Source organism: Wolbachia endosymbiont (group A) of Apotomis capreana (assembly GCF_964027025.1).
Classification (GTDB): Bacteria; Pseudomonadota; Alphaproteobacteria; order Rickettsiales; family Anaplasmataceae; genus Wolbachia; species Wolbachia pipientis.
On the sequence record NZ_OZ034721.1, the window covers coordinates 1,096,286 to 1,121,886 of the forward strand.

Here is a 25,601-nt window from a genome sequence, read left to right on the forward strand (position 1 = left end):
TCTTCTTTTTTACCGATAAGATACAATCCAGATTGGAATACTGAGTTGGTGAGTATAAAATTCTACATCATGCCGCCGCGAACCGTTATACCGCCACGGTATCTCTAGATCCTGCTAACAAGTAGCGGGATGACGAGCTTATCGTCATGCCACCGCGAACCGTCATACCGCGATTCATTCGCGGTATCTCTAGATCCCGCTAACAAGTAGCGGGATGACGGTTGTCGTTTAGCTATAAATGTTAAAAAATTTGCCAAACGAAAAAAAAGGCAAAAGAAGCCCCGTGGTTGGCTAATTACTTACATTATACTTTCAAGTATGGCGTTTTTTTATTCTAAACGTTTAATAACCGCGATTCAGTTGCTTTTAAGCCGCAACTAATCTAAATTATAAACATTAAGAAATTTACTAAACAGAAAAAAAGGCAAAAGAAACCCTAGGGTAGCTAGTTATTCACTATCCATTTTTTAAGTTGGCGTTTTTTTATGTTTTAAATGCTTTATAAGCGCATTTTAGCTTATATTAGGTAAAAACCTAGAAGTTTTATAAAGACATAAGGTACACATAGTGCAAAAAATTAAACATGAGACGCCAGATACGTGAGTTTTTTTGTCATTTAATCTGTACAGAGAAGATAAATAAATAGCTTCAGTTTCATGGTAAGGGGGCTGGCGGAGTTTGTCAAGTAAGTTTTTCGTTTCTATAGCTACTTGAATAACGGCTACAATGTTTGTACAGCTATGTACATAGTGCTGGAACCCAAAAAAAGAACCAAGTAGCCTTGGCTACTTGGATGACAAAAGGTAATACAAGAAATCTATTGGCTCTCGTATATCTTAGTGAAACTTAACAAGTTTATCTATAGTTTTAGTGATGATTCTTGGAGTATCCGGAGAAACTGCTGAGCTCAGCCTATTTAACCGCTCTATAGCGAACTCGCTATTCTCATTTGCTATGAAATCACATAAAATATTTTCTATATCCTTAGTAACACTTTCATGCTTTCTCAGAGGATGATTATGTGGATACCTACTGATGGTTTTGATACTGGAATACTCAACAAAAGCTTGATCCTTAAAAGCAAGTTGTCTCAATTTCTCTTTGAATTTTCCTTCTTCCTCTTTTGCTAAAAGGCGAGACTTTATCAGTGATTTTATAATCAAATTTATAGCTTGATGTATTTCAGAATGCACTATAACTTTAATGGTATTTTCTTCTACTATACAATCATAAATATTTTTTTCGCTCTGTAACGACTCTATTAATTTCTTGCTACTTTGTGAATTCAATTCCAAATTCTCCTCACTCATAGGAGTTATTATGAAGGTGTTCTTACTCACTCTGATGTTAAATTGTGGAGAGCCTTCAGAAAAGGAAAATGCTACATCCTTAAATTCAAGTGCATGATTGTATGCAGCAAAAAGGGTGTGTGCTATAACACTGCTGGGCACCTTCATTCCATGTTTACTCAGGTGGTTCAATACATTTTCAACCTCATGATATGTAAAGTCTGTATCTTTTAGCAATTCAACAACTTCTATGCCGTTGTGTTGTTTATACTCTATTCTCACTTCTTCTGTAAAAAGTGTTTTAGCTGCTATATGTTTATCAAGCACTGTGAAAATCTTGATGAAATTCTCTAAATCTTGTTTGTTAACTAATTCGATACTAATTAAGTTTCTGCTAATAATTGAAATATTTTTTGTCATTTTTTCCCACTAAAAAAACTCACTGAATGAATTGTATTTTTAATTCATTAAGAATTGTTTAAAGTGAGCATACTAGTTTTCATTTACGTATTACACGACAAAACAAGATAAAAAGTTACATAAAATCATCATGTGGTATAACACACTCTCCACATTCATCATTGCTGTTTGTGTAGGTTGTGACATCAGTGTGATTGTCATTATTATTTAGCATATCATCCAACTTTCCTTCTTTTTCAAGATCCATCAATTTGTCACACCCCCCAATGTGCTTATCGTTGATAAAAATCTGTGGAACTGTTCTAACGTTATACTTTGATTTTATGTCGTTAAATAGATCTGAGTTTTTGAGCACATCAATTTCTTCATACTTCACACCTTTTTTATCTAGTAAATCCTTTGCCCTTATGCAGTATGGACAGCCCTTCTTTACATATATCACAACATTTTTCACAATTTATCTCCGTAGCTTACTAAAATATAGTTATTATATATAAGAAACATGTAAAAACATCAAATTGTATGAAAATTATTTATAATTGTGAGCAAGGAATAGAAAATAATATAGCACTAACCTTCGGAAATTTCGATGGCATTCATTTAGGACACGAGTTTGCAATTTCTACTCTAAAGAAGGTAGCACAAGAAAGAGGATTACCCTCTGCAGTTTTAACTTTTGAGCCTCACCCATCAACTGTTTTATTTGGTAGAAACAATTTTAGGTTAATAGACCAAGAACAAAAAAAGGAACTAATCAGCAGCTATGGTATAGATTACTTATATATTATTAATTTTAATAGAGGTTTTTCTGAGGTTAGCTGCGATGACTTTATCAGTGAGATTTTAATAGATAAATATGGCGCTAAACACATAATTGTCGGAGAAAATTGCACTTTTGGTCATAAACGATTGGGTAATATATTAACTCTAGAGAAATATTCTGAAATATATGGATACTCTTTGACTAAATTAGAGCCATTAACAATTGACGGCAAAATTTGCTCTTCTTCTTCAATAAGGGAGTATGTACAAAGGGGCGAAATAGAAATTGCTAATAAATTGCTCGGCAGGCCTTATCAAGTTTCTGGTGTTGTGACAAAAGGTGCATGTAGAGGTAGAGAAATAGGATTTCCAACCATAAATATTCCTATAGAAGATTGCATGATAAAACCTAAGTTTGGCACATATTACGCTAGAGTGACTTTTCCTGATAGTAATCCAAATTGGTTATATGGAGTAGTCAATATTGGTATGAGACCTACTTTTAAGGATCTGAAAAAGCCTATAATAGAAATGCACATATTCGATTTTGATGAAGACGTATATAGTCATAAAGTCAATATACAACTTTTAAAATTCATAAGGTCAGAAAAAAAATTCCATAGTATTGAGGAGTTAACAAAACAGATAAATTATGATATACTTAAAGTTTATAGGTTAAAGGCAAATTTATGAAAAAGTTATGCTTAGTTGTTATATTAATTATAGTATTGATTGACCAAACGAGCAAATTGTACATAAACTCATTGATTGATGAAGGAGAATCAATTGAGATCGCTAGTTTTATAAAACTAGTTGAAGTTTGGAATTCAGGTATTAGTTTTGGAATGTGTAGCGCTTTACCACATGGCGGTTTCTTTTTTTCAGCATTTTCAATACTAATAATTGGTATACTTGCATATTTGATATACAAGTCTGACGATCAGTCAACTTACCTTGGTTTTTCTCTGATGATTGGTGGAGCAATCGGAAACGTAGTTGATAGGATCTATTGGGGAGCTGTATATGATTTCATATATTTTCATATTGATGATTGGTATTGGCCAGCCTTTAATTTAGCAGATTTATCTATAGTTTGTGGAATGTTTACATTGTTATATAAGTGGTATATATACGATATGCTTATTTCTAAACAAAATGAGGAATAAAATAATTGTTTTTATATTAGGTCGAAATAATGCTTCATAAGTTTTTTAGTTTTCTTATACTACCTGTACTTTTTTTTACTTACCCAATTTCTTCGAATGCTTTAAACATAGAGCACAACATAAAATATACTAAACTCAGTAACGGACTAGATGTTTATGTTGTTTCTAATCATCGGATTCCAGCCGTTTTACATGCAGTAATATACAAAGTTGGGGGAATGGATGATCCAATCGGCAAAGCAGGATTGGCTCACTACTTTGAACATTTAATGTTTGAAACTACAGGGAAGTTCACAGATATAGAAGCCACTATGAGTAGCATTGGGGCTCAATTTAACGCATTTACCACTAAAGAATATACCTGTTATTTTGAGTTGATCCCCAAAAAAGATTTACCACTGGCAATGGAAGTTGAAGCAGATAGAATGGGAAACTTTAATGCTACTCAAGACAAAATAGATAGAGAAAAAAACATTGTACTGGAAGAAAGAAAAATGAGATTTGATAACCAACCTCATAACTTGTTGTGGGAAGAAATGGATAGTGCATTTTACCGTAATGGCTATGGTAGATCTGTTATTGGCTGGGAGAGCGATATCAAAACTTACAATCAGGATGACATAGTGAGGTTTCACGATAGTTATTATCACCCTGGTAATGCAATATTGCTGATTGTGGGTGATGTGGAGTTTGATGAAGTAGTGAAATTAGCAGAAGAAAAATATGGCGAAATTAAAGCTAAGCCTGTAATGAGACATTACCCAAATCAGGATCCAGTGCATAATGCAGGTCTATCGGTGACCTTAGAGAGCACTGAAGTAAAAGAATCAGTTTTATATTTTCGTTATCGTGTTCCCTTATTTGATCACATAAATGAAGCCTCTGCTGCTCATTTAGCGGTTGACATTTTAGGTGGCGGCAAATCCAACAAACTGTATAAAGATTTGGTTTTAGATAAAGATGTGGCAGTATCAGTGTTTGCTTATTATAATAGCCTAGCTTTTAGTGATGGCTACATTGATATTATGATAATTCCAAAAAGTGGCGCTAATTTAGATATTGTTGAAAGAGAGTTAGATAATGCTATTAATGGCTTCGTATCTAAAGGGGTGACGAGCGAGGAATTACAAAGCTCAAAATATAGGTATAAGGCAGCACAGTTTGATAATCTATCTGACTTAACTCATATAGCGATGTTCTATGTGCCACACCTTGCACTTGGTATTCCACTTGATGAAATAGATATTTCATATAGCAAGATTAATGATGTCAATCTAGAGGATGTAAATAATAAAATCCGTGCTATTTTTTCTGCTAATAAGTTAATTGGTCGTTTATTACCAAAAGGAGATAATAATGAGAATAAGTAAAATTATATTTCTATTTTTTTTCTGTCTAGGCTTTAATTTACAAGCAAGTGGTAACCTAAATATAGAGGAGGTCACTACCCGTAAAGGATTTAAGTTTTTATTTGTAGAAAATCATGATTTGCCAAAAGTTTCACTAAATATATCGTTCAAGGATGCAGGTTATGTGTATGAGAATAAGGAAAAACAGGGGCTTGCTTGGTTTACTTCTCTTGTAATCCAAGAAGGGGCAGGAAAAAATGATGCCAAAGATTTTGCGAAAAAGCTTGAAGATAAAGGGATTAGTTTAAATTTTATTGCTGATTTAGAAGCATTTAGGGTTTCATTAAATACTTTGTCTGACAATCTAGAGGAAGCAATTTCATTACTGAGCGATACTATAATGCGTCCTAAAGTTGACCCTGAAGGGTTGAATAGAGTTTTCGAGAAAGCCAAAGTTGATTTTAATAATCTTGAAAAAAATCCTTATTTTGTTGCTGGAAAAGAATTAGATACGTTATTGTTTAAAAAACATCCTTACTCAAAAAGTGTGTACGGTACTCTTGATACTATAATGAGCATTACTAGAGACGATGTTTTAACATACATAAAGCGTAATTTTGCTAAAGATAACATAGTTATCAGTGTTGCTGGTTGTACAAAAAAAGAAGAAATTATTACGCTATTAGATAAATATTTATCTAAATTGCCGTCAAAAAGATCAAAAGTTAGAAAAATACCTGTAAAAAATAATTTTGGTTCTGCAGAAAGTAAGAATATTTTTATGGATATACCACAGAGTGTGATACTTTTTGCTCAAAAAGGTATAGCTTATGAAGATCCTAATTATTATAACGCTGGTGTCTTAATTGATGCACTTGGTGGCATGAGGCTGAATTCAATATTAATGACAGAACTGAGGCAAAACTTGGGTATTACTTATGGTGTTTATGCAAGTATTATTTCCAATAAACATGGAAATATTATATCTGGATTTATAAGTACTGATAGTTCTACTGCTGGCAAAGCTATATCAGCAGTAAAAGATACATTTAGCAGAATAAAAAAGCAAGGAATTGACGAACAATTGTTCAAGGATGCAAAAATTGGCTTGGTAAATAATCTTGTCCTTTTCCTGTCCAATAACACAAATACAGCAACGCTGCTAGATAATATGCAGATAAATGATCGTGATGTTAACCGTATAAATAATTATGCGAATATCATTAATGATGTTAAATTAGAGGAAGTAAACGAACTGGCAAGTTCTTTACTGGAACCTGAAAATTTATTTTTTGTTGAAGTTGGAAAAAACGCTCAAGGTCAATAATTATTACAGTCATATATCTTCTGCTATTGACCTTACTGCTTCTACATAACACTTATGCTCCTCAGCTAGAATGCGTTCTGAGAGGCTTTGAATATCATCAGCTGGTAACACTGGTACAACAACTTGAGCAATTATGGCTCCAGCATCAACTTCAGGAGTGACATAATGTACAGTACAACCTGTAATTTTTACACCTGCTTTTAGAGCTTGCTCTTGAGCGTTTAGGCCTTTAAAAGACGGAAGTAAAGAGGGATGAATATTTATCACCTTGTTATGCCATTTACTCAGAAAATCAGCTTTGAGAATTCTCATAAACCCTGCAAGGCAAATTAAATCAACCTTATGTTGAACAAGTATTTCGTGAATTTTACCAGCATCAAGCGGTTTATCTTTAACAATAAACGCTGAGATTCCTGCTTGCTCTGCTATTTTCAGACCAGCAGCTTCGCTATTATTTGTGATAACACATGCAACTTCTGCGGAAAAATTCTGATCTTGACATGCTTCTATTAAGGCCTGCATATTCGACCCCCTACCTGAAATTAGTATTCCGAGTTTTATCTTTTTCATTATAGCACAGTTAGTTTAGAATTTAGTTAATACTAACAAAACAGCTCAAAAGGAAAACTTATTTTATAGCAAAGAAGGCAGACTAAACTCTTTATATAAGTGGACCTCTAATTTTGGACCTCACTGGACAACACAAAATAACGAATAGCCCCATGTACCCAGCTAAAACTAGCTTTAATGCTTAGATATTGTGCTATTTTTGTATAATATACTACTATAAGTATATATTTTTGTAATCGCGTTATTATTTATTTAACAAAGTATTAGTATAATTTATTACACTGGATTAAATGGAGAAAGTTCAATGAGTAAATTACCGAACAATGCAAAAATAGGTAAATCTCAGGTTACTCAGTGGGAGGTAATAAAAAATTGTGAATATGCTGATAATTGCTTGTCAAAAATAGTAACTTTGTACGTTATTAGAATAACTCAGCTATCAGATTTTTATACGAGTGACGAACCTGAAATTAACACTGTTTTAGCAAGAATAAGCGTGACAAGTGAAAATGTATTTTTAAACAAGGCTACTACTATTGAAGTTATGGAAGGTATTTTTCCGTATAAATTCAACAGCAAGAAGAGAAATAACGTATTAAGGTTAGAAGATTTGTATAATTATTTATGTTCTATTGTTAACAATAGCCTTCCAAAAGAAATGCTTGAAAGTCTTGTAAGGGAATATAAGGATGCTGTTAACTTATTTAAAGCAATTACTTAACTGAACGTAGTATTTTTAAGATTTTATTTTCTATTTCAGAAATGCCGCTTTCAAGATCTTTATCTATCAAATACATGGTAGAGAAATATGTTTTCTGCTTACTTTCAACATTGATAGTTAAAGTTCCGGGAGTGATTGTGACTGAATTGGCAAATAACGCAATGCTTTCATCATTATGCCCTTTGCATTTTCTTAGGATAATGATTGGCTCAAGCTTAGATTTGAGTTGTAGCACCTTTTTTGTTACATAAACACTTGATAAAATGATTTGGTACATTAACCATGGTATATAACTTACTAACTTATAAAACGACAGTCTACTCGTACTATTTAAAATCTGGCTAAGAGCTCTTTCAGCGTTTATCAACCTTCTAAAGATAAACGATGTGAATATACAGGAAAACACTCCACAAAAAATAAAAAACGGCTCAAAATAACCAGACAATACAGTCCATAGAACAAATAAAATTATAAATGACAGAGAAAAAAACTTGATTTCCTTCCTAAAGTTGAGGTTTTTCATAGTCTGTAATATAACTAAAATGACTCTTTAAGGAAAGATAATAACGAATATTTAGGTTCTTGACTTCTATGTTAAAAGATATAACAACTAAGTTATGTATTTTAAGTGAGGAAGTTATGAAATATAATAAATTTATGGAAATATTAAAAAAAATAAATGACCTTTCAGATTTGAGCAAGGACAATATAGTTGAAAAAATAAAAGCTAAGTTACAAGAAGAAGATCCAGATTTATGTCAAGAGTGGGAAAAGAGTAAACCTGACAATGATAGTGGATCTGGCATAAATTACATATTTACTATATCTCGTGGTCAAAATTCTAAGGAAGTCAAATTGTTACATCTTGCTTCTTATTGGAACTGTGCAAATGTAGCAAAAGCTCTGATTGAAAACGGAGCAGATATTAATGCAGAACATGATAATAAAATTACTCCTTTACATATTGCTGCTCACTATGGCCACGAAGATGTAGTAACCATTCTAACTGGAAAAGGAGCAATTGTTGATGCAAAAAATGGTGATGGATGGACTTCTTTACATTTTGCTGTTGAAAAGAACCACAAAAATGTAGTAAACACTCTAATTGGAAAAGGAGCAAATGTTAATGCAGAAAATGATAAAGGATGGGCTCCTTTACATCTTGCTATTACAAATGGCCACAAAGAGATAGTACAAGTTCTATCAAAAGCAGAAGGAATCAACGTTGATGCAAAAAATAGTGATGGGTGGACTTCTTTACATCTTGCTGCTGCAAATGGCCGCAAAGATATAGTAAAAACTCTAATCGCAAAAGGAGCAAAGGTTAATGCAAAAAATGGTGATAGACGTACTCCTTTACATCTTGCTGCTGAAAATGGCAAAATAAAAGTGGTGGAAGTTCTGCTACACACTGAAGCAGACCCTTCATTAAAAGATGTTGATGGAAAAACGCCAAGAGACCTTACTAAATATCAAGGTATAATTCAGCTTTTAGAGGAAGCGGAAAAAAAGCAAACGTTAAAAAATGAGAATAAAAAAACGCCAAAGGATCTTACTGAAAATAAAGATGTAATGCAGCTTCCAGAGAAAAAGGAAGAAAAACAAATTGGAAAAAATGCAATTGTGAAAGAAAAAGAACAATCTGCAAAAAATGCAATTGTAAAAGGTGTTATTGTGTGTTTTGTAACTGCAGTGATAGTTGGTATTGCACTTGCATTTGCTACTGCCCTATCTGTACCAGCAATAATTGGACTAGCTGCAGGATCTGCGCTCATAGTTGGTGCTGGTCAATATATAATGTCAAAGCCTAAAACTGAAATGAAAGAAGTAAAGGAACTTGTGCCTAGAGAGACAGAAAAAGCACTTACTTGATTTTTGTTATCCTGTTGCTATCAGACTAGCCTGGCACCTTATATTTATTGGGATAACTGTTTTATTATGAATTAAGTCAAAAACTCTGTAATATATTGAAGCTTAAAGATATCTTTAGATATGGAAGTTATTGCAGAAAATAGGAAAGCAAGGTTTGAATATTTCATCTTAGAAGAATTTGAAGCGGGTATGGTCTTATTAAGCAGTGAAGTTAAATCGCTAAGAGAAAGAAAAGTAAATATTTCCGACGCCTACGTTGTTGAAAAGAATAGCGAAGTATGGCTGCACAATATGCATATTGCAGAATATAAAGCTGCGAACCGAAAAAATCATAAACCAAAAAGGGAACGTAAATTACTCTTGCATAAAAAGGAGATAAATAAACTAATTGGTCAAATCAAGACTGCTGGGATAACTGTTGTGCCGCTTTCGGTCTATTTTAACGATAAAGGATTTGCAAAAACTAAAATTGCCATTGTAAAAGGAAAAAAACTCTACGATAAGAGAGCAACCATAAAACAGAGAGAGTGGGATCGTGAAAAAAGTAGATTGTCTAAAAATAATTTATAGCAAAATATGTCTTTAAATCCAGTAATTTTCAGCATCGGTCCTGTTTCTATATATTGGTATTCCTTAGCCTACGTTTTGGGTATAGTGTTTGCATATTGGTATTTACATAGGCTAGATGACCAAAAAATATTTACTAAGAATTTTTACGATTCGTTATTAACAGCCACTATTGTAGGTATTATCCTTGGAGGTAGACTTGGCTACGTATTGATATATGATCCAGTTCTTTATATAAGCAACCCTATTGAGATATTGAAGACCTGGGAAGGAGGGATGTCATTTCATGGTGGTGCTATAGGAGTTTTGCTTGCAGTAATAATTTCGTGTAAAAGACATAATATCCCTACATTTTATGCACTGGACCTAGTTTCTTGCGGAGTTCCCATAGGTTTATTTTTAGGTCGCATAGGCAATTTTATAAACGGAGAGTTATTTGGCAGAGTTACAACTATGCCATGGGGTATGGTATTTCCAGAGAGTGGTGATAATTTGCTGCATCATCCAAGCCAGCTTTATGAGGCACTTTTTGAAGGACTGCTACTTTTTGCAGTTGCAAATTCACTGTTTTTCTTAACTAGAATAAGACTGTATCACGGTGCGTTAACTGGTATTGCAGTTATGTGGTATGGAATAGCACGTTTTTTCGTTGAGTTTTTTCGCGAACCAGACTATCAAATTGGCTATTTGTGGCTTGATTTAACTATGGGGCAGTTGCTTTCTATACCTATGGTTTTGCTAGGAATGCTTGTATATCTAGGCGCATTAAATTTAAAATTTAATACGAAATCTGTCACATAGAGAAAAGGTGAGTTCAATAGAAAAATGTAGCCAGAAGCCCCACATTATGTACAATTGTACGAATTTTCTGCGTTGCAGTAGAATGAATCGGTGGGCTTTGTTGCATCGCTAGCTATGATGGATTAAAGATAAAAAAGGTGGAGAATATCAGTAGCTTATTATTCTGGTATTTATAACAAGAACGGTCAGTGAATACCTAAATTTGAGTAAAAGAAATTTCACTACCACTCACTAATCTGGCTAAAATTCAAGAATTTCAATGCTTTAGCTATTTTCAATAGAATTAAATTTATTAATATAAATAACAAATTACTATTCTTAAATTTGATCAGATTGATTGCAAAAAAACAAGATTTTCAATAAGTTGCTTATAATCCTAATTATAGTTAGCCTTTCATAAGTAGCAATGCAACAAAGCCATCCCAGTGTCAGCTACTTTCATGACACCATTTGCTGTGCAGTTTACCTTCAAAAATGAATGTTCGTACAGCTATGGAATGAATCGCGGTATGACGTAGCTTCGCTATAGGCAATGAAGGAAATATTAACTATACTTCTTTTTACCATTGTTTATATTTCCTATTCACATATATTAATATTTTACTCACTTAAAGTAAGCTAACTACCGTTATTAATATTTTTGTAATAAAAATTGTATATGGTGCATGTAATCAAATTAAGAGGAAGATTGTGGAAATTACGCCATCAATAAAAAAAGAATTGAAGCAAAGTACTCTATATGTTTGCCTAGAAAAATGCAAAAGTGCATTTTGGTTTATCTTTTGGTTTAGTGCGGGAATCAATTTATTAATGTTATTCCTACCACTTTATACCTCTCAAGTGCTTGATCGGGTGATATCGAGCGAAAGTGTATCAACACTAACTATGCTGACAATTATCACTTTATCTGCATTTGCATGTTCTGCAATGCTTGAAACTTGTCGATATTTAGCCATGGCAAAAATAGGTGATTGGATCGATAAAACTGCAACACCAGATCTGATAGTAAGGTCAATCAGGCTAACGTCAGTGCAGAGCTCAACTTCAAGTGGTGAAGCAATACGAGATCTCGGAGTGATAAAAAATTTCATTACAGGAAATGGTATATTCTCACTGTTTGATACTCCATGGTCGTTAATTTACCTTGTTGTGATTTTCATGATACATACCTCCACGGGGTTTATAGCTATTACTGGAATTATTATATTAGTCTCTATGGCAATATGGAATGAACTTGCCACTAAACGAATATTACAAGAAACCAACGAAGAAACTATACGGAATATCAATGCTATAGATGTTGCAACAAGAAATGCAGAAGTGGTTGAAGCTATGGGCATGTCAGAATTCATAGTCTCTGATTGGTGTAAACGAAATGATCAGAACCGAGCAATGCAAATTAAAGCACAAAATCGCTCTAATGTAATTACTGGAATCACTAAATTTTTGCGCTCAACTCTGCAAATATCAGTGATTGGAACAGGTGCATTACTTGCAATCACAGCTCATAAGACTGCCGGTAGCATCATCGCTGCTTCAATTTTAATGGGTAGAGTATTAGCACCATTTGATGCTGCGGTTCATACTTGGAAGTTTTTAAATCAGGCTAGAATGTCATATGGAAGGCTACAAAGACTTATATTAACATCGCCAAAAAGAGAGCAAACGATGGCTCTACCAGAACCTGAAGGAAAATTGGAATTTGATAGAGTATTTTTTACTCCTTATGGAAGCAATAAGCCGACAGTAAAAGGAATATCATTCATTATAGATCCTGGAGATGTAGTTGGTGTTATTGGTGCAAGTGCTTCTGGTAAATCCACTATCGCAAAATTAACTGTTGGTGTATGGAAGCCAATATCTGGTGTAGTCAGACTAGATGGCGCTGATGTATATACTTGGAATCGAGAAAATTTTGGTAATTATGTTGGCTACTTACCTCAGGATATTGAGTTATTTAACACTAGTGTCAAAGCTAATATTGCTCGCATGAGGCCAGATCCAAATCCTGAAGAAATAATCAAAGCAGCAAAAATTGCAGGAATACATGAACTAATACTAAGCTTACCAAATGGATATGATACAACAATAGGAGGTCCTGGAGGAGTAACGCTCTCTGGCGGCCAAAAACAGCTTCTTGGACTTGCCAGAGCTTTTTATGGTCACACAAAACTTTTAGTACTTGATGAACCAAACGCTAACTTAGATAGCAATGGAGAGGCATGCTTAATTAATGCAATTGGCATTGCAAGAAAACAAAATACTACTACTGTTATCATCACTCACAAGCTACCGTTATTGTCCGTAGTTGATAAGGTGATCCTCATGTCAGATGGTGTCATTTACGCTATGGGACCAAAAGATGAGATTTTGAGCAAATTAGTTGCTCCATCATCAAGTACCACAGAAGATGAGCGCTCTTCAGCAAATGGTTAGTTTACTTACAATAAATTCTGTATCTGAAATAACAACTGTTCCAGAAAAATATATATTTCTTTACCATTAGAAATAATATTACAAGAATAGTAAATAGATTAATAACTCTTATTAATTAAAGTCAATCGGCAGATATAGCTAAAGTGGCTTAGGTTTACCTACAATTTGAAAAACAACAAATTCGTCTTAATGAATTTTCTTAATTTGTTATCTAAATAACTTAATATTAGTGGTAATTTTATAAAAAAATTATAATATAAATAATGTTGCTGCGAAAATTTATAACAATATTTCCCTCTAACGTTTAATGAATTTCAATAAATTGCCTTTTTAATTCTAGATAAGTATATGCTTTGTTAATATGTTTAGTTCAAAATCCAAAAGTAAGTTTATGCTTTCTATTGGAGAAGAAGGCATAATGTTACTATATTTTAAAAATAATACTTTAAATAAAAGGTATTTTGTTAAGGGCAAAAACGATAAAGCAGTTTCCGATTTAATTTCATGTCTTTCGTCAGATAAAAAAGCACCTTTATACCTGGTGCTTAATCATGCAGATCAAAATTACTCGCTACAGTTTATTACAAGGGCAAACAAGATTAGTGCCTATCTATCAGCAAAAACAAAGATGGAGCATTTTTCTCGTAATAATGACATAAGTTCAGTTTTTTTGGTTGAGAAGCCAAACAAATTCAATCAAAACTGGTGCTATCTTCTTGTTTCATCAAAAGCAAAGCATTTAGTAGAATATTGGTTGAATGTGTTTATTGAGATAGGCTCCAACTTTAAGGGAATATTAATGTTTCCTATAGAAATAAGTAATATAACAAAAAAGATTCTACATAAAGATCCTAATAATTGGAAAATTATAGTTGCTGCAACTAAAACGGGAGGCTATAGACAAGTGGTTCTTAAAGAGAATAAAATGGTATTTACGCGCTTAACATCATTTACTAATGATAATTTACCAGGAATTATCGCTGGTGGAATATATCAGGAAGTGCAAGATACTATTCGATCCTTAACTAAGTTTGGGTTTGAAAAAAATAACCCTATCGACCTTTGTATCATAGTGTCAGAAGATATCAAAGCTAGTTTATCAGTCATAAATTTTTCAGAGAACAGTGTGAACATATTAACTCCATATGAGTTAGGCAAACTATTAGGAGCAGAACTAGCTATAAGTGAAAAAGATCACTTTTGCGATACCATAATTTTGTTTCATAGCTTTAAGAATAAATTAGCAGCTATTTTTAATACAAAGGAAACTAAAGAATTTTATCTATTCAATTACCTTTATTTAAACTCTCCTCGAATTTTTCTATACTTCGCCCTGGTTTTAGTTATAACAAACACCCTTTGTTTGCTAAATTTGTATTCAAATTTCAATGTCGCTGATAATTTATCAGCAAAGCAGAACACCTTAAATAACCAATTAACAAAACTTAGCCAAAGCTATAATGTAAAAAAAATAGATGAAATTTATGATTTTATTAATATCAATAATATTTTATCAAAAATAGAATACTCTCCTCTTACACAAGTTAAGTATGTAGAAAAGTTAAAAATACCAGGTATAGAGCTTCGATCATTTGAATGGAATTATAATGAGGCAAAAAGTTATATTACCACAACTTTAAAGTTTAATTTTCAATCCGGTAAAAATATTTCTCATCAATACGAGAAACTACGAAAAAATTTAAACGATAATTTTCGTACCTATGACATTAATATTTCTAGCTTACCTGCTGCTAAAGAGCAAAATCTATCTATTGATGTTGAAATAGGAGAGGCAATGTAGATTAATGACTATCTCTCAATTAAAAAGAAAAGCTACAATTCAGTTTATATCGTATTTGTTATTATCTGTTGGATTAATAGGGTTATTAACATATGTTGTTATCTATAACGAAAAGATTTATAATAAAAACCAAATTGCGATTGATAAAATACGTTCTATTAATTTACAGATTACTGGAATTCAAAAAAAGGAAGTTGTTCTAAATAAAAACCTAGATTTATGGAAAAAAATTTCTTCTTCAAATTTACATAGTAGCAGATACATTGCAAATTTAAATTTCGAGCTTAGCAAGTTATATAAAAAGCACTATATATTAGAACCTGAAATATCAATTTCTATACCCGAAGAAGTTGAGCTCCACAACAAAAGTGAACGCACAAAAGTAATAAAAAGTGAAGTGGTCCTAAATTTAAGCTCAATCAGCGATAAGCATATTTTTTTATTTCTACAGTCTATTCCAAATCTGCCCGGTTATGTTATGATCAAATCTCTTATTTTAAATAAGCAGAGAAATATTGATGCTGCAACTATGAATCAGATTTTGAATGGTAATATGATAGAGATAGTGAGAGCTAATATAGTCTTTGATTGGTATACTATATTAAGTAGATAAGGTGATGAACATAAAGCTGTTTTTTATTTTTACGCTACTCATTTCCAATGTTAATGCATATTGCAGTTGTGAAGATATCATAGAAAGCATAGAAATTTGTAAGGAGTATTCTTGCCGACAATATATTGGCAATGAAGATTTTATTGAGCATAAAATATTAGGATTAAATAGTGGAAATTTATGCGTATATATAGAAAAACAAGGTAATGATGAAATGGTTTGTCATCATTCTCAGTATGGAATGATGATAGAAAAAAGATATTTTGAAAGTATTCTTAAAGTTGGCAATCAAGAAATCGACGATTTTATTGATATAGCAAATTTGCGTGCAAAAGAGTGTTTCTTTATCAACAATCAAAAACTAAGCTATACAGATCGGGACGATATAATAAGAGAAGCAGTGGAAAGTGACTTTGACGTTTTGTCACAATATAGTAACGTAAAAAGCATTTTTTTTGATGAAGAGCCAGTTAATAGAATGGTCAATGAAATGGAAAAGTTCAATTTACGATCTTCAAGAGCTGCAAAAGAGGAGGTATCAGATAATTTCAACTGTAAGGTAGTGAGTTTAGACTCAATTTTATATCTTTCTCCCGATACATGGAAAATATGGGTAAATGGAAAGCTGTTTATAAATACCAAGGATTTAAAAGTGCACTCAGTCAATGAAAATTATGTAACTTTTGTATGGACCGTAGATCAAAAAGCAATAAAAAAGCATGCGAATGATTCTCAAAATGTATATTTTGGATATGGGAGTATTATGTTTACGCTTTATCCAAAACAAAAATTTGACTTGGATGGCTTATCTATTAAATAACTTAAATATATATGCGCTTGTAGCTCAGTTGGATAGAGCGTTGCCCTCCGGAGGCAAAGGCCGTGGGTTCGAATCCCTCCAAGCGCACTTTTAATTAAATTTGACAATAGTATTTTCACATAAGATAATAAAAGGATTTATTTAGAGCATAATTATGTCTGGTGGTACCATAAACAAAGTCATACTAGTTGGTAATTTAGGAAAAGATCCTGAAATTAGGACTACACAAAATGGAAAAGAAATGGCAAGTTTTTCAATAGCCACGTCTGAAAGTTGGACTGACAAACTTTCCGGTACGCGCTCTGAAAAGACAGAATGGCATAATATCGTAATTTTTAGTGAAGGATTAGTAAAAATCGTCAAAGATTTTGCACGCAAAGGCAGTAAAGTTTATGTTGAAGGTTCTTTGAGAACTAGAAAATGGACTGACCAAAACGGTGGTGAAAGATACACAACAGAGGTGGTTCTATATAATTTTAATAGCGCTCTTACTCTCCTCGATTCACGACCAAATTCCGATTACAAGCCGAGTGAATACAAGCAAAATGAAACAGAACAAAAAAATAAGCACGAAAGTTTTGACAACGATATAAAAGATGAACTACTCGACGATGAAATACCATTTTAATAACTTCAATTGAAATCTACATTTTTATGGACTGCTTGTGTTACTCCTTTTAATTGCAATGGAGATAGCATAGATTATAACAGTTTGCAGCGTTTACTGACAATGCAAGTTAAAGCTGAAAATGGTGTAGTGTTGCTGGGTAGCACAGGTGAAAGCCTATCGCTTACTGATTCTGAAAAGCGTACATTAGTTGAATTTGTATGTAAGCTAAAATTAAGTACGAAAATTATAATTGGCGTACCAGGAGTGAATCTATATCAGACTCTTGAATGGCTTGATTTTTGCAAGGGTATGCCTATTCATGGCTATCTAATGACAACTCCCATTTATGCAAAGCCCGGAATTATGGGGCAGACTTTATGGTTTGAAAAGCTACTTGAAAAAGCACATGTGCCGGCTATGTTTTACAATATTCCATCGAGAGCAGGAGTGAGTCTTCATGCTGAAACTGTACGCAACTTATCCAGTCACGAAAAATTTTGGGCTATCAAAGATTCAAGTGGCACTGTTGATACTTTAACTCAGTATAAGAAAGTTGCACCAAATATTGAGGTCTTTTGCGGAGATGATAATATGATATCTGATATGGCCGCTTATGGTGCGGCTGGCCTGGTTTCCGTTGCTGCCAATGTTTGGCCACGCATAGCGCATGAATATGTTAAGAAGTGCCTCAATGGCAGGAACCCTCAGGCAGATATCTGGCAACAGGCTTGCGAAGAGTTATTTATTGCCAGCAACCCAATACCCACTAAAGCACTTTTGCATGATATTGGGCTCATAGAACATCAAACTGTCCGCCTACCACTCAGCACAGAAGACTTGCCTTCTGTTGAAAAATTGAGGCAAGTCAATAAAATGATTCTTGGATGGAAAGAATTGGCTACTCTCTAAATAGTCTTGCAACTTTGATTTAATATACAATCCAAGTATCATTTGAACACTCCCGAACTTACCACTTTATGCCACTGGTCTTCATCTAAAATTTCCACACCTAATTCCACTGCCTTTTTATATTTGGATCCTGGTTTTTCTCCTGCAATTAGGTAGTCAGTTTTAGCAGAAAGATGTGAGCTGACCTTTGCTCCTAGAGTTTTGGCTCTTACTTTTGCCTCTCCTCTACTCATAGCAAGTAGCTTACCAGTAAACACTATAATTTTATTATTTAAAACAGAGTTACTAGAGTTGGAGCTCACAGGAAGAATTTGAAGACAAGCAGTAAGATCATTTAACATTTTGATGTTATGTTCCTTAGAAAAAAATGATTCCAAAGATTCAGCCACTTTTTTTCCTATGCCGTCTATACTGACTAGCTCAGTATTATCTGATGACAGTTCAATCATCGAATTATACCAGTTATTATAAGAAACATAATAATCTGCAAGCAATTCTGCTGCAACTTGACCAATAAATCTAATACCTAAAGAAAATATAAACCTATCTAGAGTTATTACCCTTCTGCTTTGTATAGCATTTAATAAATGAGCTATTGATTTCTTGCCCCAACCAGACTGTTCTTCCAGATTAAATTCATCCAATCTTTCTTCTAAAGTAAAAATATCGGGAATTTGTTTTATCAGACCAAGGTCGTAAAAAAACTCTATCTGCTTATCACCAAGGCCAACAATGTCAAATGCATCTTTCGATACAAAATGCTTTAGTTTTTCTATTATTTGAGCTTTACAGGCAAATTCCTCAGGACATCTTACTGCAGCCTCTCCCTCAACCTGACGTACTTTACTACCACATTCAGGGCATACTTCAGGAAACACAAATTCAGGTGTATTTGGAAGACGAGAATCTCTGCTTACTTCAACGATCTGGGGAATTACATCCCCTGCCCTTTTGATTGTTACAATATCTCCCTCTCTTATGTCTTTACGTTTTATCTCATCTTGGTTATGCAGACTTGCTCTACTAACTAGCACCCCACCAACATTGACTGGCACTAAATCTGCAACTGGAGTTAAAACCCCTGTTCTGCCCACCTGTATAAATATCTTGTTTAACTTTGTTTTTGCATAAACCGCAGAAAACTTGTATGCAAGTGCTGAGCGCGGTGCTTTGTGAGTATTCCCTAGACGATTTTGTAGTACCAAATCATTTACTTTATAGACTATTCCATCAATATCATAATCCAAGTTATAGCGACAGTTATAGACTTCATTATAGAACTTCAGCATTCCATCTAAACTACTCGTTAAGGACTGATGCTCATTTACGCAAAAACCAAGTGCCTCAAGCTTATTTAGTACCTCACTTTGACTTTTCTCTGCTCCACCAATCAAAGAATAAGCAAAATATCTAAGAGGTCTGCTTGCTGTAATGTTTGCATCCAATTGCTTTAGAGAACCAGCGGCTGCATTTCGAGGATTGGCAAATTCATCGTTTTCATTTAACTTTAAAAAGTCGCTGTTACTGATGTATATTTCACCTCTTACTTCTAGTCTTCCTTGCACACCTTGCAAAAACTTAGGAAAGCCTTTTATTGTTGCAACATTGTGAGTGACATCTTCTCCTACAAAACCGTCACCTCGAGTTGCAGCTTTAACAAATCTTCCATCCTCATAAATTGCAGAAAACGACAACCCATCAATTTTTGGTTCACATAATATCTCTATTTTGTCCTCAATTAAAAACCTCTTTATTTTAGACAAAAATTTCTCTACACCTTGTTCATCATAAGCATTCTCAAGGGAAAGCATAGGTTCTTGATGTTCCACCTTAGAAAACCTCTCATCAGGTGGAGCACCAACACTATCTTGTGTTGCATAAATTTCTGGCTCTATTTCAGCTAACTTTTTCTTCAGTTCATCATATTCAGCATCACTTATTTCTGGCTTATTTTTTTGGTGATACAAAACATTATGATAATTTATTTGATCTTGCAGTTTTTCTCTCATCTTTTCTAAGTTAGTCATGATACCAATATAATGCTACATTAGCCTTTGTCGTCAAGCCATGAATTTTCTTGAATTCATCATATGGTCTCAAACATCAAAGGTGCCACAATGCTATAGCCATACTTATTCTTCTTTTGCTCAATTGTATTAGCAGATCTCGCTTGCTTTAGCCGTACATTTATATAAAATTAAAATAAATTAGAGTAAACAATATTGCTGTTTAAATGCTAACAAGATTCGCTCCAAGCCCAACTGGCTACCTCCACGTAGGAAACGTACGAACTGCCTTGGTTTGTTGGATGTACACACGCAATCAAAATGGAAAATTTTTACTCCGTTTTGATGATACTGACCTTCAGCGTTCAGATGTCAAATATATAAATGATATCATACAAGATTTGAAATGGATTGGTATCAATTGGGATGCAAATTTCAAGCAATCAGAGCGCTTTGAGCGTTACAATGAGGTGTTTTTGCAGTTAATAAAAGAAGGGCATATTTATGCATGCTATGAAACAAGAGAAGAGTTAGACATTAAACGAAAATTGCAGTTAAAACAAGGACTTCCCCCTGTATATGACAGAAGCGCGTTACTTCTAACTGAGCAAGAGAAAATTAGTTATGAGCAAGAAGGAAGAAGACCACATTTTAGATTTAAGTTGGATAGAAATGAAGTTGTTAAATGGAATGATGAAGTTAAAGGTGAAATAAATATTGCAACAAGTCACATCAGCGATCCTGTGGTAAAAAGAGAAGATGGAATTTACACATACATGTTACCTTCTGTTACTGATGATGTTGACTTTAATGTAACTCATATTGTACGCGGGGAAGATCATGTAACTAATACCGCAGTGCAAATCCAAATGATTAAAGCATTAAAAGCGAAAATCCCTACATTTGCTCACCTTTCTCTGCTACATTTTGATGATAGCAAAATATCCAAGCGAACCGGCGTGCTGGACATTAAATCTATAAAAGAAGATGAAATTGAACCGATGGCACTAGTTAGTTATTTAGTGAAGCTTGGAACATCCAATCCAATTGAAGCTTGCGCCTGTATGCAATCTTTGATTGATTCATTTGACATTAAAAAATTTAGCTCAGCATGTACGCAATTTAGCTTGAGTGAAGCATACAAGCTAAATAGCAAAGTGCTGCAACAAATGCCATTTGAAATTATACAAGAACGTTTAAATCAAATTGGAGTGGACTCCTCAGAGTTTTGGTATTTTATAAAGAACAATATAGAAAGGTTTTCTGAGGTGGCCAAGTGGTGGAAAATATGCAAATCCGATATAGAGCCTGTGATTCTTGATAAGGAGCTTATAAAAATTGCGTTCAATGCATTGCCCCAAGGTGATTGTAATGAAAACACGTTGTCAGAATGGGTCAAAACTATTCGACAAACAGTGGATATAAAGGCAAAAAACCTATTTACGCAGTTGCGTTCAGCTTTAACAGGAACAGAAACAGGACCAGAGCTCGCTAAATTATTAATTTTTATCGGCAAAGAAAATATCATTGCAAGGTTAAAAGAAAAGTGAAAACTAAAGAATTATAGCTAATGCAATCCCTACGTCATACCGCGATTCATTCGCGGTATCTCTTAGCCGCTAACAAGAGATCCCGCTAGCGGGATGACGGTTGTCGTTTAGCCATAAACATTAAGAAATTTACCAAATGAAAAAAAAGGCAAAAGAAGCCCCGTGGTTATTATCCGCTTTAAAATATTGGCGTTTTTTATGTTTTAAACGCTTGACAAGCGAGATTCAGCCGCTTTTAATTGCAACTAACTTACGCTGCAAATGTTTAAGAAATTTACTAAACAGAAAAAAAGACAAAGAATCCCCGAGTTAGCTAGTCTTTTACTATCTCTGTCGAGTATTGGCATTTTTTGATGTCTTGTAACGCTTTATAAGCGCGTTCAGCTTATTTAGATAAAAATCTACATGTAGATGAAGTTTTGTAAAGACATACAGTATCTATATACTGCAAAAAATTGAACATAAGACGCCGATACATTAAGTAATCCTTACCTTTTAATCTGCAGATTGGCGAAAGCAAATACAATAGCTTCACTATCATGATAAGGGCGCTGGCGAAGGGTGTCAAGTAAGTTTTTGTATTTTAATTTTAGAATTTTATAGGCTTTTGTTCTCATGAAAATTATGTTCTCATGAGTAAATTAATGTTATCCTTTTTTGTTGATCTAAAGTTTTTTATGTTCATACACTTGCGTGTTCATAGTGTTTATTCGCTGCTTGAAAGCTCGGTTAAAATTGAGGAGCTGATCGGCCTTTGTTTGCGAAATAAAATGCCAGCGGTTGCAATTACTGATTCAGGTAATTTATTTGGTTCACTTGAGTTTGCAGAATATGCGGCAAGTAGGGGAATACAGCTAATAATAGGATGCAATATTATAGTTAAACATTCAGAACAAAATTTACCTATATTATTGCTTGCAAAAAATGAGCAAGGGTACACTAATTTAGTCACTTTGGTGAGTGAGTCTTTTAGAAAGCGCAAGAATAACAGCGATATTCCTTACGTTGATTTTGATGAGCTATTGAATTTAAGTACGGGTCTGATCGCTTTAACCGGTGGATGTTTGGCTCAACTATTGTTGGGGCAAGATAAAGAAACGGTTGAAAAACTGCTTTCAGCATTCAATGGTCATTTATATGTTGAATTGCAGCGTCATGGGCTGAATAAAGAGCTAGAGCTTGAAGAAGCTTTGATAGACTTTGCTTATCAGCGCAATATACCACTAGTTGCAACGAACGATGTATTTTTTCCAAATAGGTCTGACTATGAGGCTTATGATATATTAACGTGTATATCGGAGGGGAGTTATGCCCTGGAGAATAATAGAAAGAAGTTAACTACCGAGCATTACTTCAAGTCTGTGGCAGAAATGGAGGAGCTGTTCAGCGACATTCCCGAAGCAATTCATAACACTTTAGTGATAGCTAAGCGGTGCTCTTACATGCCAAGAAGCAGGCAGCCTATTTTGCCTAAATTTCCTTGTCGAGAAAATAAAACTGAGAATGAAGAACTGAGGGAGCAGGCAGTTGCAGGATTAGAATTCCGTATTGCGAATGAGACAGACATAGACCTTAAACAATACTACGATCGGCTGAATTACGAACTGAGTGTGATAACTTCGATGAACTACGCTGGCTACTTTTTGATAGTTTCTGATTTCATTCGTTGGAGCAAAGCAAATGGCATTCCAGTTGGTCCAGGAAGAGGCTCTGGTGCTGGATCAATTGTTGCTTGGGGCTTGCAGATTACAGACCTTGATCCAATAAAGTTTGGCCTAATATTTGAAAGATTTTTGAATCCTGATCGTATATCGATGCCTGACTTTGATATTGATTTTTGCCAGGAAAAAAGAGACCTGGTTATTGATTATGTTCAGAAAAAGTACGGTTATGTTGCTCAAATAATCACTTTTGGAAAATTGCAGGCAAGGGCAGTATTGCGTGATGTTGGGAGGGTATTACAAATGCCTTACTCTCAAGTGGATAAAATATCTAAAATGGTTCCATTTAATCCAGTAAATCCTGTAACTTTATCGCAAGCGATAGAGCTTGATCAAAACCTGCAGAAAGAACGAGATAGTGATGAGGTAATTGCAAAGCTTCTTGATATATCTCTTAAGCTTGAAGGGATATATCGTCACGTTTCAACCCATGCTGCTGGAATTGTAATATGTGATCAAAAGTTGGAAAATTTTGTTCCTGTGTATTATGATCCAAATTCAGCTTTGCCAATCACTCAATACAGCATGAAATATGTGGAGAAAGCTGGGCTAATAAAATTTGATTTTCTTGGGCTTGGTACGCTAACGCTAATAGATCATGTATGTCGTTTAATTAATCGTGATGGAAAAAAGATCGATATTTCTTCAGTTTCTTTGAATGATCAAAAAACCTATGAGATGCTCTCTAGCGGTGATTCAATTGGAGTGTTCCAGCTTGAAAGTTCGGGAATGAGAGAAGCTTTAATCAAGTTAAAACCAGACTGCATCGAGGACATCATCGCTTTAATCTCTCTTTATCGTCCAGGACCTATGGATAACATTCCAACTTATGTTGCAAGAAAACATGGACTTGAAAAGCCAGATTATATTCATCCATTACTTGAGGGAATATTAAAAGAAACGTTTGGGGTAATAATCTACCAAGAACAGGTGATGGAAATAGCGCGTATTCTCTCTGGATATAGTCTCGCAGAAGCAGATTTGCTAAGACGTGCCATGGGTAAGAAAATCAAGGAAGAGATGGATAAACAACGTGAACTTTTCATCCAAGGGGCAACGAAGAATGGCGTTGATTATGACAGGGCAAGTTATATTTTTGACCTTGTTGCAAAATTTGCTGGTTATGGGTTCAATAAATCTCATGCTGCAGCATATGCGGTTATATCTTATCAAACGGCTTACCTTAAAGCTAATTATCCATTAGAATTTTTTACAGCACTAATGAATCTGAATATTGATGATAGAGATAAACTGAATTTATTTTATCATGCAGCAAAGTTTAGTGGCGTTACCGTTCTTTCACCTGATATAAACAAGTCTCAAGCTGAATTCTCAATAGAGGATGAACGCATACGTTATGGTATTGCTGCCTTGAGGAATGTTGGTTTTTCTATAGCGGAAGGAATAGTGAACGTACGTTCAAGCGCTTGTAAGGACATATGGGAATTCATTCAAAATTCAGGTCATATAATAAATAAGAGAGCGCTAGAAAGCCTGATTAAATCCGGAGCATTCGATAGCGTGCATAAGAACAGAAAGCAGCTATATGAGTCAATGGACATGCTGATTTACTTTGCAAATAAAAACAAACAGGATAGAGAATCAAGTCAAGCTGCTTTGTTTGGTAGTCTTGATGTCCTCAAACCGAAACTTGAGAATGTGGAAGATTTTGATGAGGAGGAAAAATTAGAACATGAGTTATTTTCACTAGGATTTTATTTAACTAATCATCCACTTGAAAAATTTAGAACTCTTCTGGAAAAGTTAAATATTGGGTTTATCGGAGAAAATAGAACAGCAAAAACTGCTGGGGTAATATTAAATGCACGTATGAGAACTTCAGAGCGTGGAAGGTTTGTTATCCTTACACTTTCTGATCCCCATAACGTTTCTGAAATAGCATTCTATAATAATGAAATAATAGAAGAAAAAAGAGATTTATTTTCACCAGGAACATTTGTGATAATTGATCTTGAAGCTTCGGAAAATACGACAAGATTAGCAGGCAAGGATATATCTGAGTTTACAAAAAGAGTCACTTCTATAATAAAAGAATTAGTTCTCACCACTGAGTGCACGGATTCGCAAAAAGCCGCTATGGAATTAAACACAATATTGAAAGATGAAGGCAGAACCAAAATAATGCTAAAACTTCTTCTCGAAAAACATAAAGTGAGCATCTTATTACCAGGTGCATACTCAATTGCTCCTCAAGTTATTTATGAAATATCTAACTTAAGCTGGATTAAAGGCGTAGAAATTAATACAAATAACTTGCTTATATAAAAAAG

Annotated in this window: 21 protein-coding genes and 1 tRNA gene; 17 read left to right on the forward strand and 5 right to left on the reverse strand. The window is 34.0% G+C overall.

Features of this window, described 5'->3' with window-relative positions; all coding sequences use genetic code 11:
* Positions 1-836 precede the first annotated feature (836 nt).
* Both AAGD50_RS05525 and grxC read right to left on the reverse strand, forming a co-directional pair.
* Positions 837-1,709, reverse strand: a complete 873-nt coding sequence (locus AAGD50_RS05525) for a hypothetical protein (protein ID WP_007550039.1) — start codon at positions 1,707-1,709, stop codon at positions 837-839.
* Between the two features lie 115 nt (positions 1,710-1,824).
* Positions 1,825-2,163 (reverse strand): glutaredoxin 3, encoded by a 339-nt coding sequence (gene grxC / locus AAGD50_RS05530; protein WP_007550037.1) that lies wholly within the window; start codon positions 2,161-2,163, stop codon positions 1,825-1,827.
* Positions 2,164-2,231: 68 nt separating this feature from the next.
* Here grxC and ribF point away from each other — a divergent pair, with 68 nt between their 5' ends.
* The 4 genes from ribF to AAGD50_RS05550 are packed head-to-tail and all read left to right on the forward strand — an operon-like array spanning position 2,232 to position 6,313.
* Positions 2,232-3,164: a riboflavin biosynthesis protein RibF gene (gene ribF, locus AAGD50_RS05535; protein WP_010082493.1), complete on the forward strand. Its 933-nt coding sequence runs from the start codon at positions 2,232-2,234 to the stop codon at positions 3,162-3,164.
* Positions 3,161-3,637 (forward strand): signal peptidase II, encoded by a 477-nt coding sequence (lspA, locus tag AAGD50_RS05540; protein ID WP_006279329.1) that lies wholly within the window; start codon positions 3,161-3,163, stop codon positions 3,635-3,637. The genes ribF and lspA overlap by 4 nt, the downstream gene beginning before the upstream one ends.
* A gap of 29 nt (positions 3,638-3,666) precedes the next feature.
* Positions 3,667-5,007, forward strand: a complete 1,341-nt coding sequence (locus AAGD50_RS05545) for a M16 family metallopeptidase (RefSeq protein ID WP_264724011.1) — start codon at positions 3,667-3,669, stop codon at positions 5,005-5,007.
* Complete coding sequence (locus AAGD50_RS05550; protein ID WP_010962819.1) at positions 4,994-6,313, forward strand: M16 family metallopeptidase; 1,320 nt, start codon at positions 4,994-4,996, stop codon at positions 6,311-6,313. The genes AAGD50_RS05545 and AAGD50_RS05550 overlap by 14 nt, the downstream gene beginning before the upstream one ends.
* A gap of 9 nt (positions 6,314-6,322) precedes the next feature.
* Here AAGD50_RS05550 and purN read toward each other — a convergent pair whose 3' ends face one another.
* On the reverse strand, positions 6,323-6,883 hold the full coding sequence (purN, locus tag AAGD50_RS05555) for a phosphoribosylglycinamide formyltransferase (protein WP_010082490.1): 561 nt from the start codon (positions 6,881-6,883) through the stop codon (positions 6,323-6,325).
* A gap of 304 nt (positions 6,884-7,187) precedes the next feature.
* On the opposite strand from purN, the gene AAGD50_RS05560 reads away from it, so the two are divergent.
* Positions 7,188-7,604 carry a hypothetical protein gene (locus tag AAGD50_RS05560; protein ID WP_010082489.1) on the forward strand — a complete coding sequence of 139 codons (417 nt, stop codon included), beginning with the start codon at positions 7,188-7,190 and terminating at the stop codon, positions 7,602-7,604.
* On the opposite strand, the gene AAGD50_RS05565 is transcribed toward AAGD50_RS05560, so the two are convergent.
* Positions 7,597-8,127 carry a Na+/H+ antiporter subunit E gene (locus AAGD50_RS05565; RefSeq protein ID WP_006280659.1) on the reverse strand — a complete coding sequence of 177 codons (531 nt, stop codon included), beginning with the start codon at positions 8,125-8,127 and terminating at the stop codon, positions 7,597-7,599. The genes AAGD50_RS05560 and AAGD50_RS05565 overlap by 8 nt on opposite strands.
* A 116-nt stretch (positions 8,128-8,243) precedes the next feature.
* On the opposite strand from AAGD50_RS05565, the gene AAGD50_RS05570 reads away from it, so the two are divergent.
* The 10 genes from AAGD50_RS05570 to dapA all read left to right on the forward strand — a co-directional run bounded on the left by AAGD50_RS05570 (position 8,244) and on the right by dapA (position 18,033).
* The gene (locus AAGD50_RS05570) at positions 8,244-9,476 is read left to right on the forward strand and encodes an ankyrin repeat domain-containing protein (protein WP_341810027.1); all 1,233 of its coding nucleotides are present in this window, start codon (positions 8,244-8,246) and stop codon (positions 9,474-9,476) included.
* 120 nt (positions 9,477-9,596) lie between these two features.
* Positions 9,597-10,046 carry an SsrA-binding protein SmpB gene (gene smpB, locus AAGD50_RS05575; protein WP_007548863.1) on the forward strand — a complete coding sequence of 150 codons (450 nt, stop codon included), beginning with the start codon at positions 9,597-9,599 and terminating at the stop codon, positions 10,044-10,046.
* Positions 10,047-10,052: 6 nt separating this feature from the next.
* Positions 10,053-10,844, forward strand: coding sequence for a prolipoprotein diacylglyceryl transferase (gene lgt / locus AAGD50_RS05580; protein ID WP_264724009.1), 792 nt, complete (start codon positions 10,053-10,055; stop codon positions 10,842-10,844).
* A gap of 690 nt (positions 10,845-11,534) precedes the next feature.
* Positions 11,535-13,280: a type I secretion system permease/ATPase gene (locus AAGD50_RS05585; protein ID WP_015589192.1), complete on the forward strand. Its 1,746-nt coding sequence runs from the start codon at positions 11,535-11,537 to the stop codon at positions 13,278-13,280.
* A gap of 361 nt (positions 13,281-13,641) precedes the next feature.
* Positions 13,642-15,081, forward strand: a complete 1,440-nt coding sequence (locus AAGD50_RS05590) for a hypothetical protein (protein WP_264724008.1) — start codon at positions 13,642-13,644, stop codon at positions 15,079-15,081.
* A 4-nt stretch (positions 15,082-15,085) separates the two neighbouring features.
* Entirely contained in the window at positions 15,086-15,694 is a 609-nt protein-coding gene (locus AAGD50_RS05595) for a hypothetical protein (RefSeq protein WP_015589194.1), read from the forward strand.
* Positions 15,695-15,698: 4 nt separating this feature from the next.
* A complete protein-coding gene (locus tag AAGD50_RS05600) occupies positions 15,699-16,514 on the forward strand; it encodes a hypothetical protein (RefSeq protein WP_264724007.1) in 816 nt (271 codons plus the stop codon).
* Between the two features lie 13 nt (positions 16,515-16,527).
* A tRNA-Arg gene (locus AAGD50_RS05605) sits at positions 16,528-16,601 on the forward strand.
* A 67-nt stretch (positions 16,602-16,668) separates the two neighbouring features.
* The gene (gene ssb, locus AAGD50_RS05610; protein WP_264724006.1) at positions 16,669-17,142 is read left to right on the forward strand and encodes a single-stranded DNA-binding protein; all 474 of its coding nucleotides are present in this window, start codon (positions 16,669-16,671) and stop codon (positions 17,140-17,142) included.
* Positions 17,143-17,151: 9 nt separating this feature from the next.
* On the forward strand, positions 17,152-18,033 hold the full coding sequence (gene dapA, locus AAGD50_RS05615; RefSeq protein WP_264724005.1) for a 4-hydroxy-tetrahydrodipicolinate synthase: 882 nt from the start codon (positions 17,152-17,154) through the stop codon (positions 18,031-18,033).
* A 38-nt stretch (positions 18,034-18,071) separates the two neighbouring features.
* Here dapA and ligA read toward each other — a convergent pair whose 3' ends face one another.
* Positions 18,072-20,060 carry an NAD-dependent DNA ligase LigA gene (ligA, locus tag AAGD50_RS05620; RefSeq protein ID WP_264724004.1) on the reverse strand — a complete coding sequence of 663 codons (1,989 nt, stop codon included), beginning with the start codon at positions 20,058-20,060 and terminating at the stop codon, positions 18,072-18,074.
* A gap of 206 nt (positions 20,061-20,266) precedes the next feature.
* On the opposite strand from ligA, the gene gltX reads away from it, so the two are divergent.
* Positions 20,267-21,589 carry a glutamate--tRNA ligase gene (gene gltX / locus AAGD50_RS05625; protein ID WP_155969083.1) on the forward strand — a complete coding sequence of 441 codons (1,323 nt, stop codon included), beginning with the start codon at positions 20,267-20,269 and terminating at the stop codon, positions 21,587-21,589.
* Positions 21,590-22,266: 677 nt separating this feature from the next.
* Positions 22,267-25,596 carry a DNA polymerase III subunit alpha gene (gene dnaE / locus AAGD50_RS05630; RefSeq protein ID WP_264724244.1) on the forward strand — a complete coding sequence of 1,110 codons (3,330 nt, stop codon included), beginning with the start codon at positions 22,267-22,269 and terminating at the stop codon, positions 25,594-25,596.
* Positions 25,597-25,601: the final 5 nt, after the last annotated feature.

Bases quoted from the DNA above. Each gene is read 5' to 3' on its own strand.
- AAGD50_RS05590 (WP_264724008.1), top strand. From the start codon at position 13,642: ATGTTTAGTTCAAAATCCAAAAGTAAGTTTATGCTTTCTATTGGAGAA.
- smpB (WP_007548863.1), top strand. From the start codon at position 9,597: ATGGAAGTTATTGCAGAAAATAGGAAAGCAAGGTTTGAATATTTCATC.
- AAGD50_RS05565 (WP_006280659.1), bottom strand. From the start codon at position 8,127: ATGAAAAACCTCAACTTTAGGAAGGAAATCAAGTTTTTTTCTCTGTCA.
- gltX (WP_155969083.1), top strand. From the start codon at position 20,267: ATGCTAACAAGATTCGCTCCAAGCCCAACTGGCTACCTCCACGTAGGA.
- purN (WP_010082490.1), bottom strand. From the start codon at position 6,883: ATGAAAAAGATAAAACTCGGAATACTAATTTCAGGTAGGGGGTCGAAT.
- lspA (WP_006279329.1), top strand. From the start codon at position 3,161: ATGAAAAAGTTATGCTTAGTTGTTATATTAATTATAGTATTGATTGAC.
- AAGD50_RS05570 (WP_341810027.1), top strand. From the start codon at position 8,244: ATGAAATATAATAAATTTATGGAAATATTAAAAAAAATAAATGACCTT.
- ligA (WP_264724004.1), bottom strand. From the start codon at position 20,060: ATGACTAACTTAGAAAAGATGAGAGAAAAACTGCAAGATCAAATAAAT.
- lgt (WP_264724009.1), top strand. From the start codon at position 10,053: ATGTCTTTAAATCCAGTAATTTTCAGCATCGGTCCTGTTTCTATATAT.
- AAGD50_RS05595 (WP_015589194.1), top strand. From the start codon at position 15,086: ATGACTATCTCTCAATTAAAAAGAAAAGCTACAATTCAGTTTATATCG.
- ribF (WP_010082493.1), top strand. From the start codon at position 2,232: ATGAAAATTATTTATAATTGTGAGCAAGGAATAGAAAATAATATAGCA.
- AAGD50_RS05550 (WP_010962819.1), top strand. From the start codon at position 4,994: ATGAGAATAAGTAAAATTATATTTCTATTTTTTTTCTGTCTAGGCTTT.
- ssb (WP_264724006.1), top strand. From the start codon at position 16,669: ATGTCTGGTGGTACCATAAACAAAGTCATACTAGTTGGTAATTTAGGA.
- AAGD50_RS05560 (WP_010082489.1), top strand. From the start codon at position 7,188: ATGAGTAAATTACCGAACAATGCAAAAATAGGTAAATCTCAGGTTACT.
- dnaE (WP_264724244.1), top strand. From the start codon at position 22,267: ATGTTCATACACTTGCGTGTTCATAGTGTTTATTCGCTGCTTGAAAGC.
- AAGD50_RS05525 (WP_007550039.1), bottom strand. From the start codon at position 1,709: ATGACAAAAAATATTTCAATTATTAGCAGAAACTTAATTAGTATCGAA.
- AAGD50_RS05545 (WP_264724011.1), top strand. From the start codon at position 3,667: ATGCTTCATAAGTTTTTTAGTTTTCTTATACTACCTGTACTTTTTTTT.
- AAGD50_RS05600 (WP_264724007.1), top strand. From the start codon at position 15,699: ATGAACATAAAGCTGTTTTTTATTTTTACGCTACTCATTTCCAATGTT.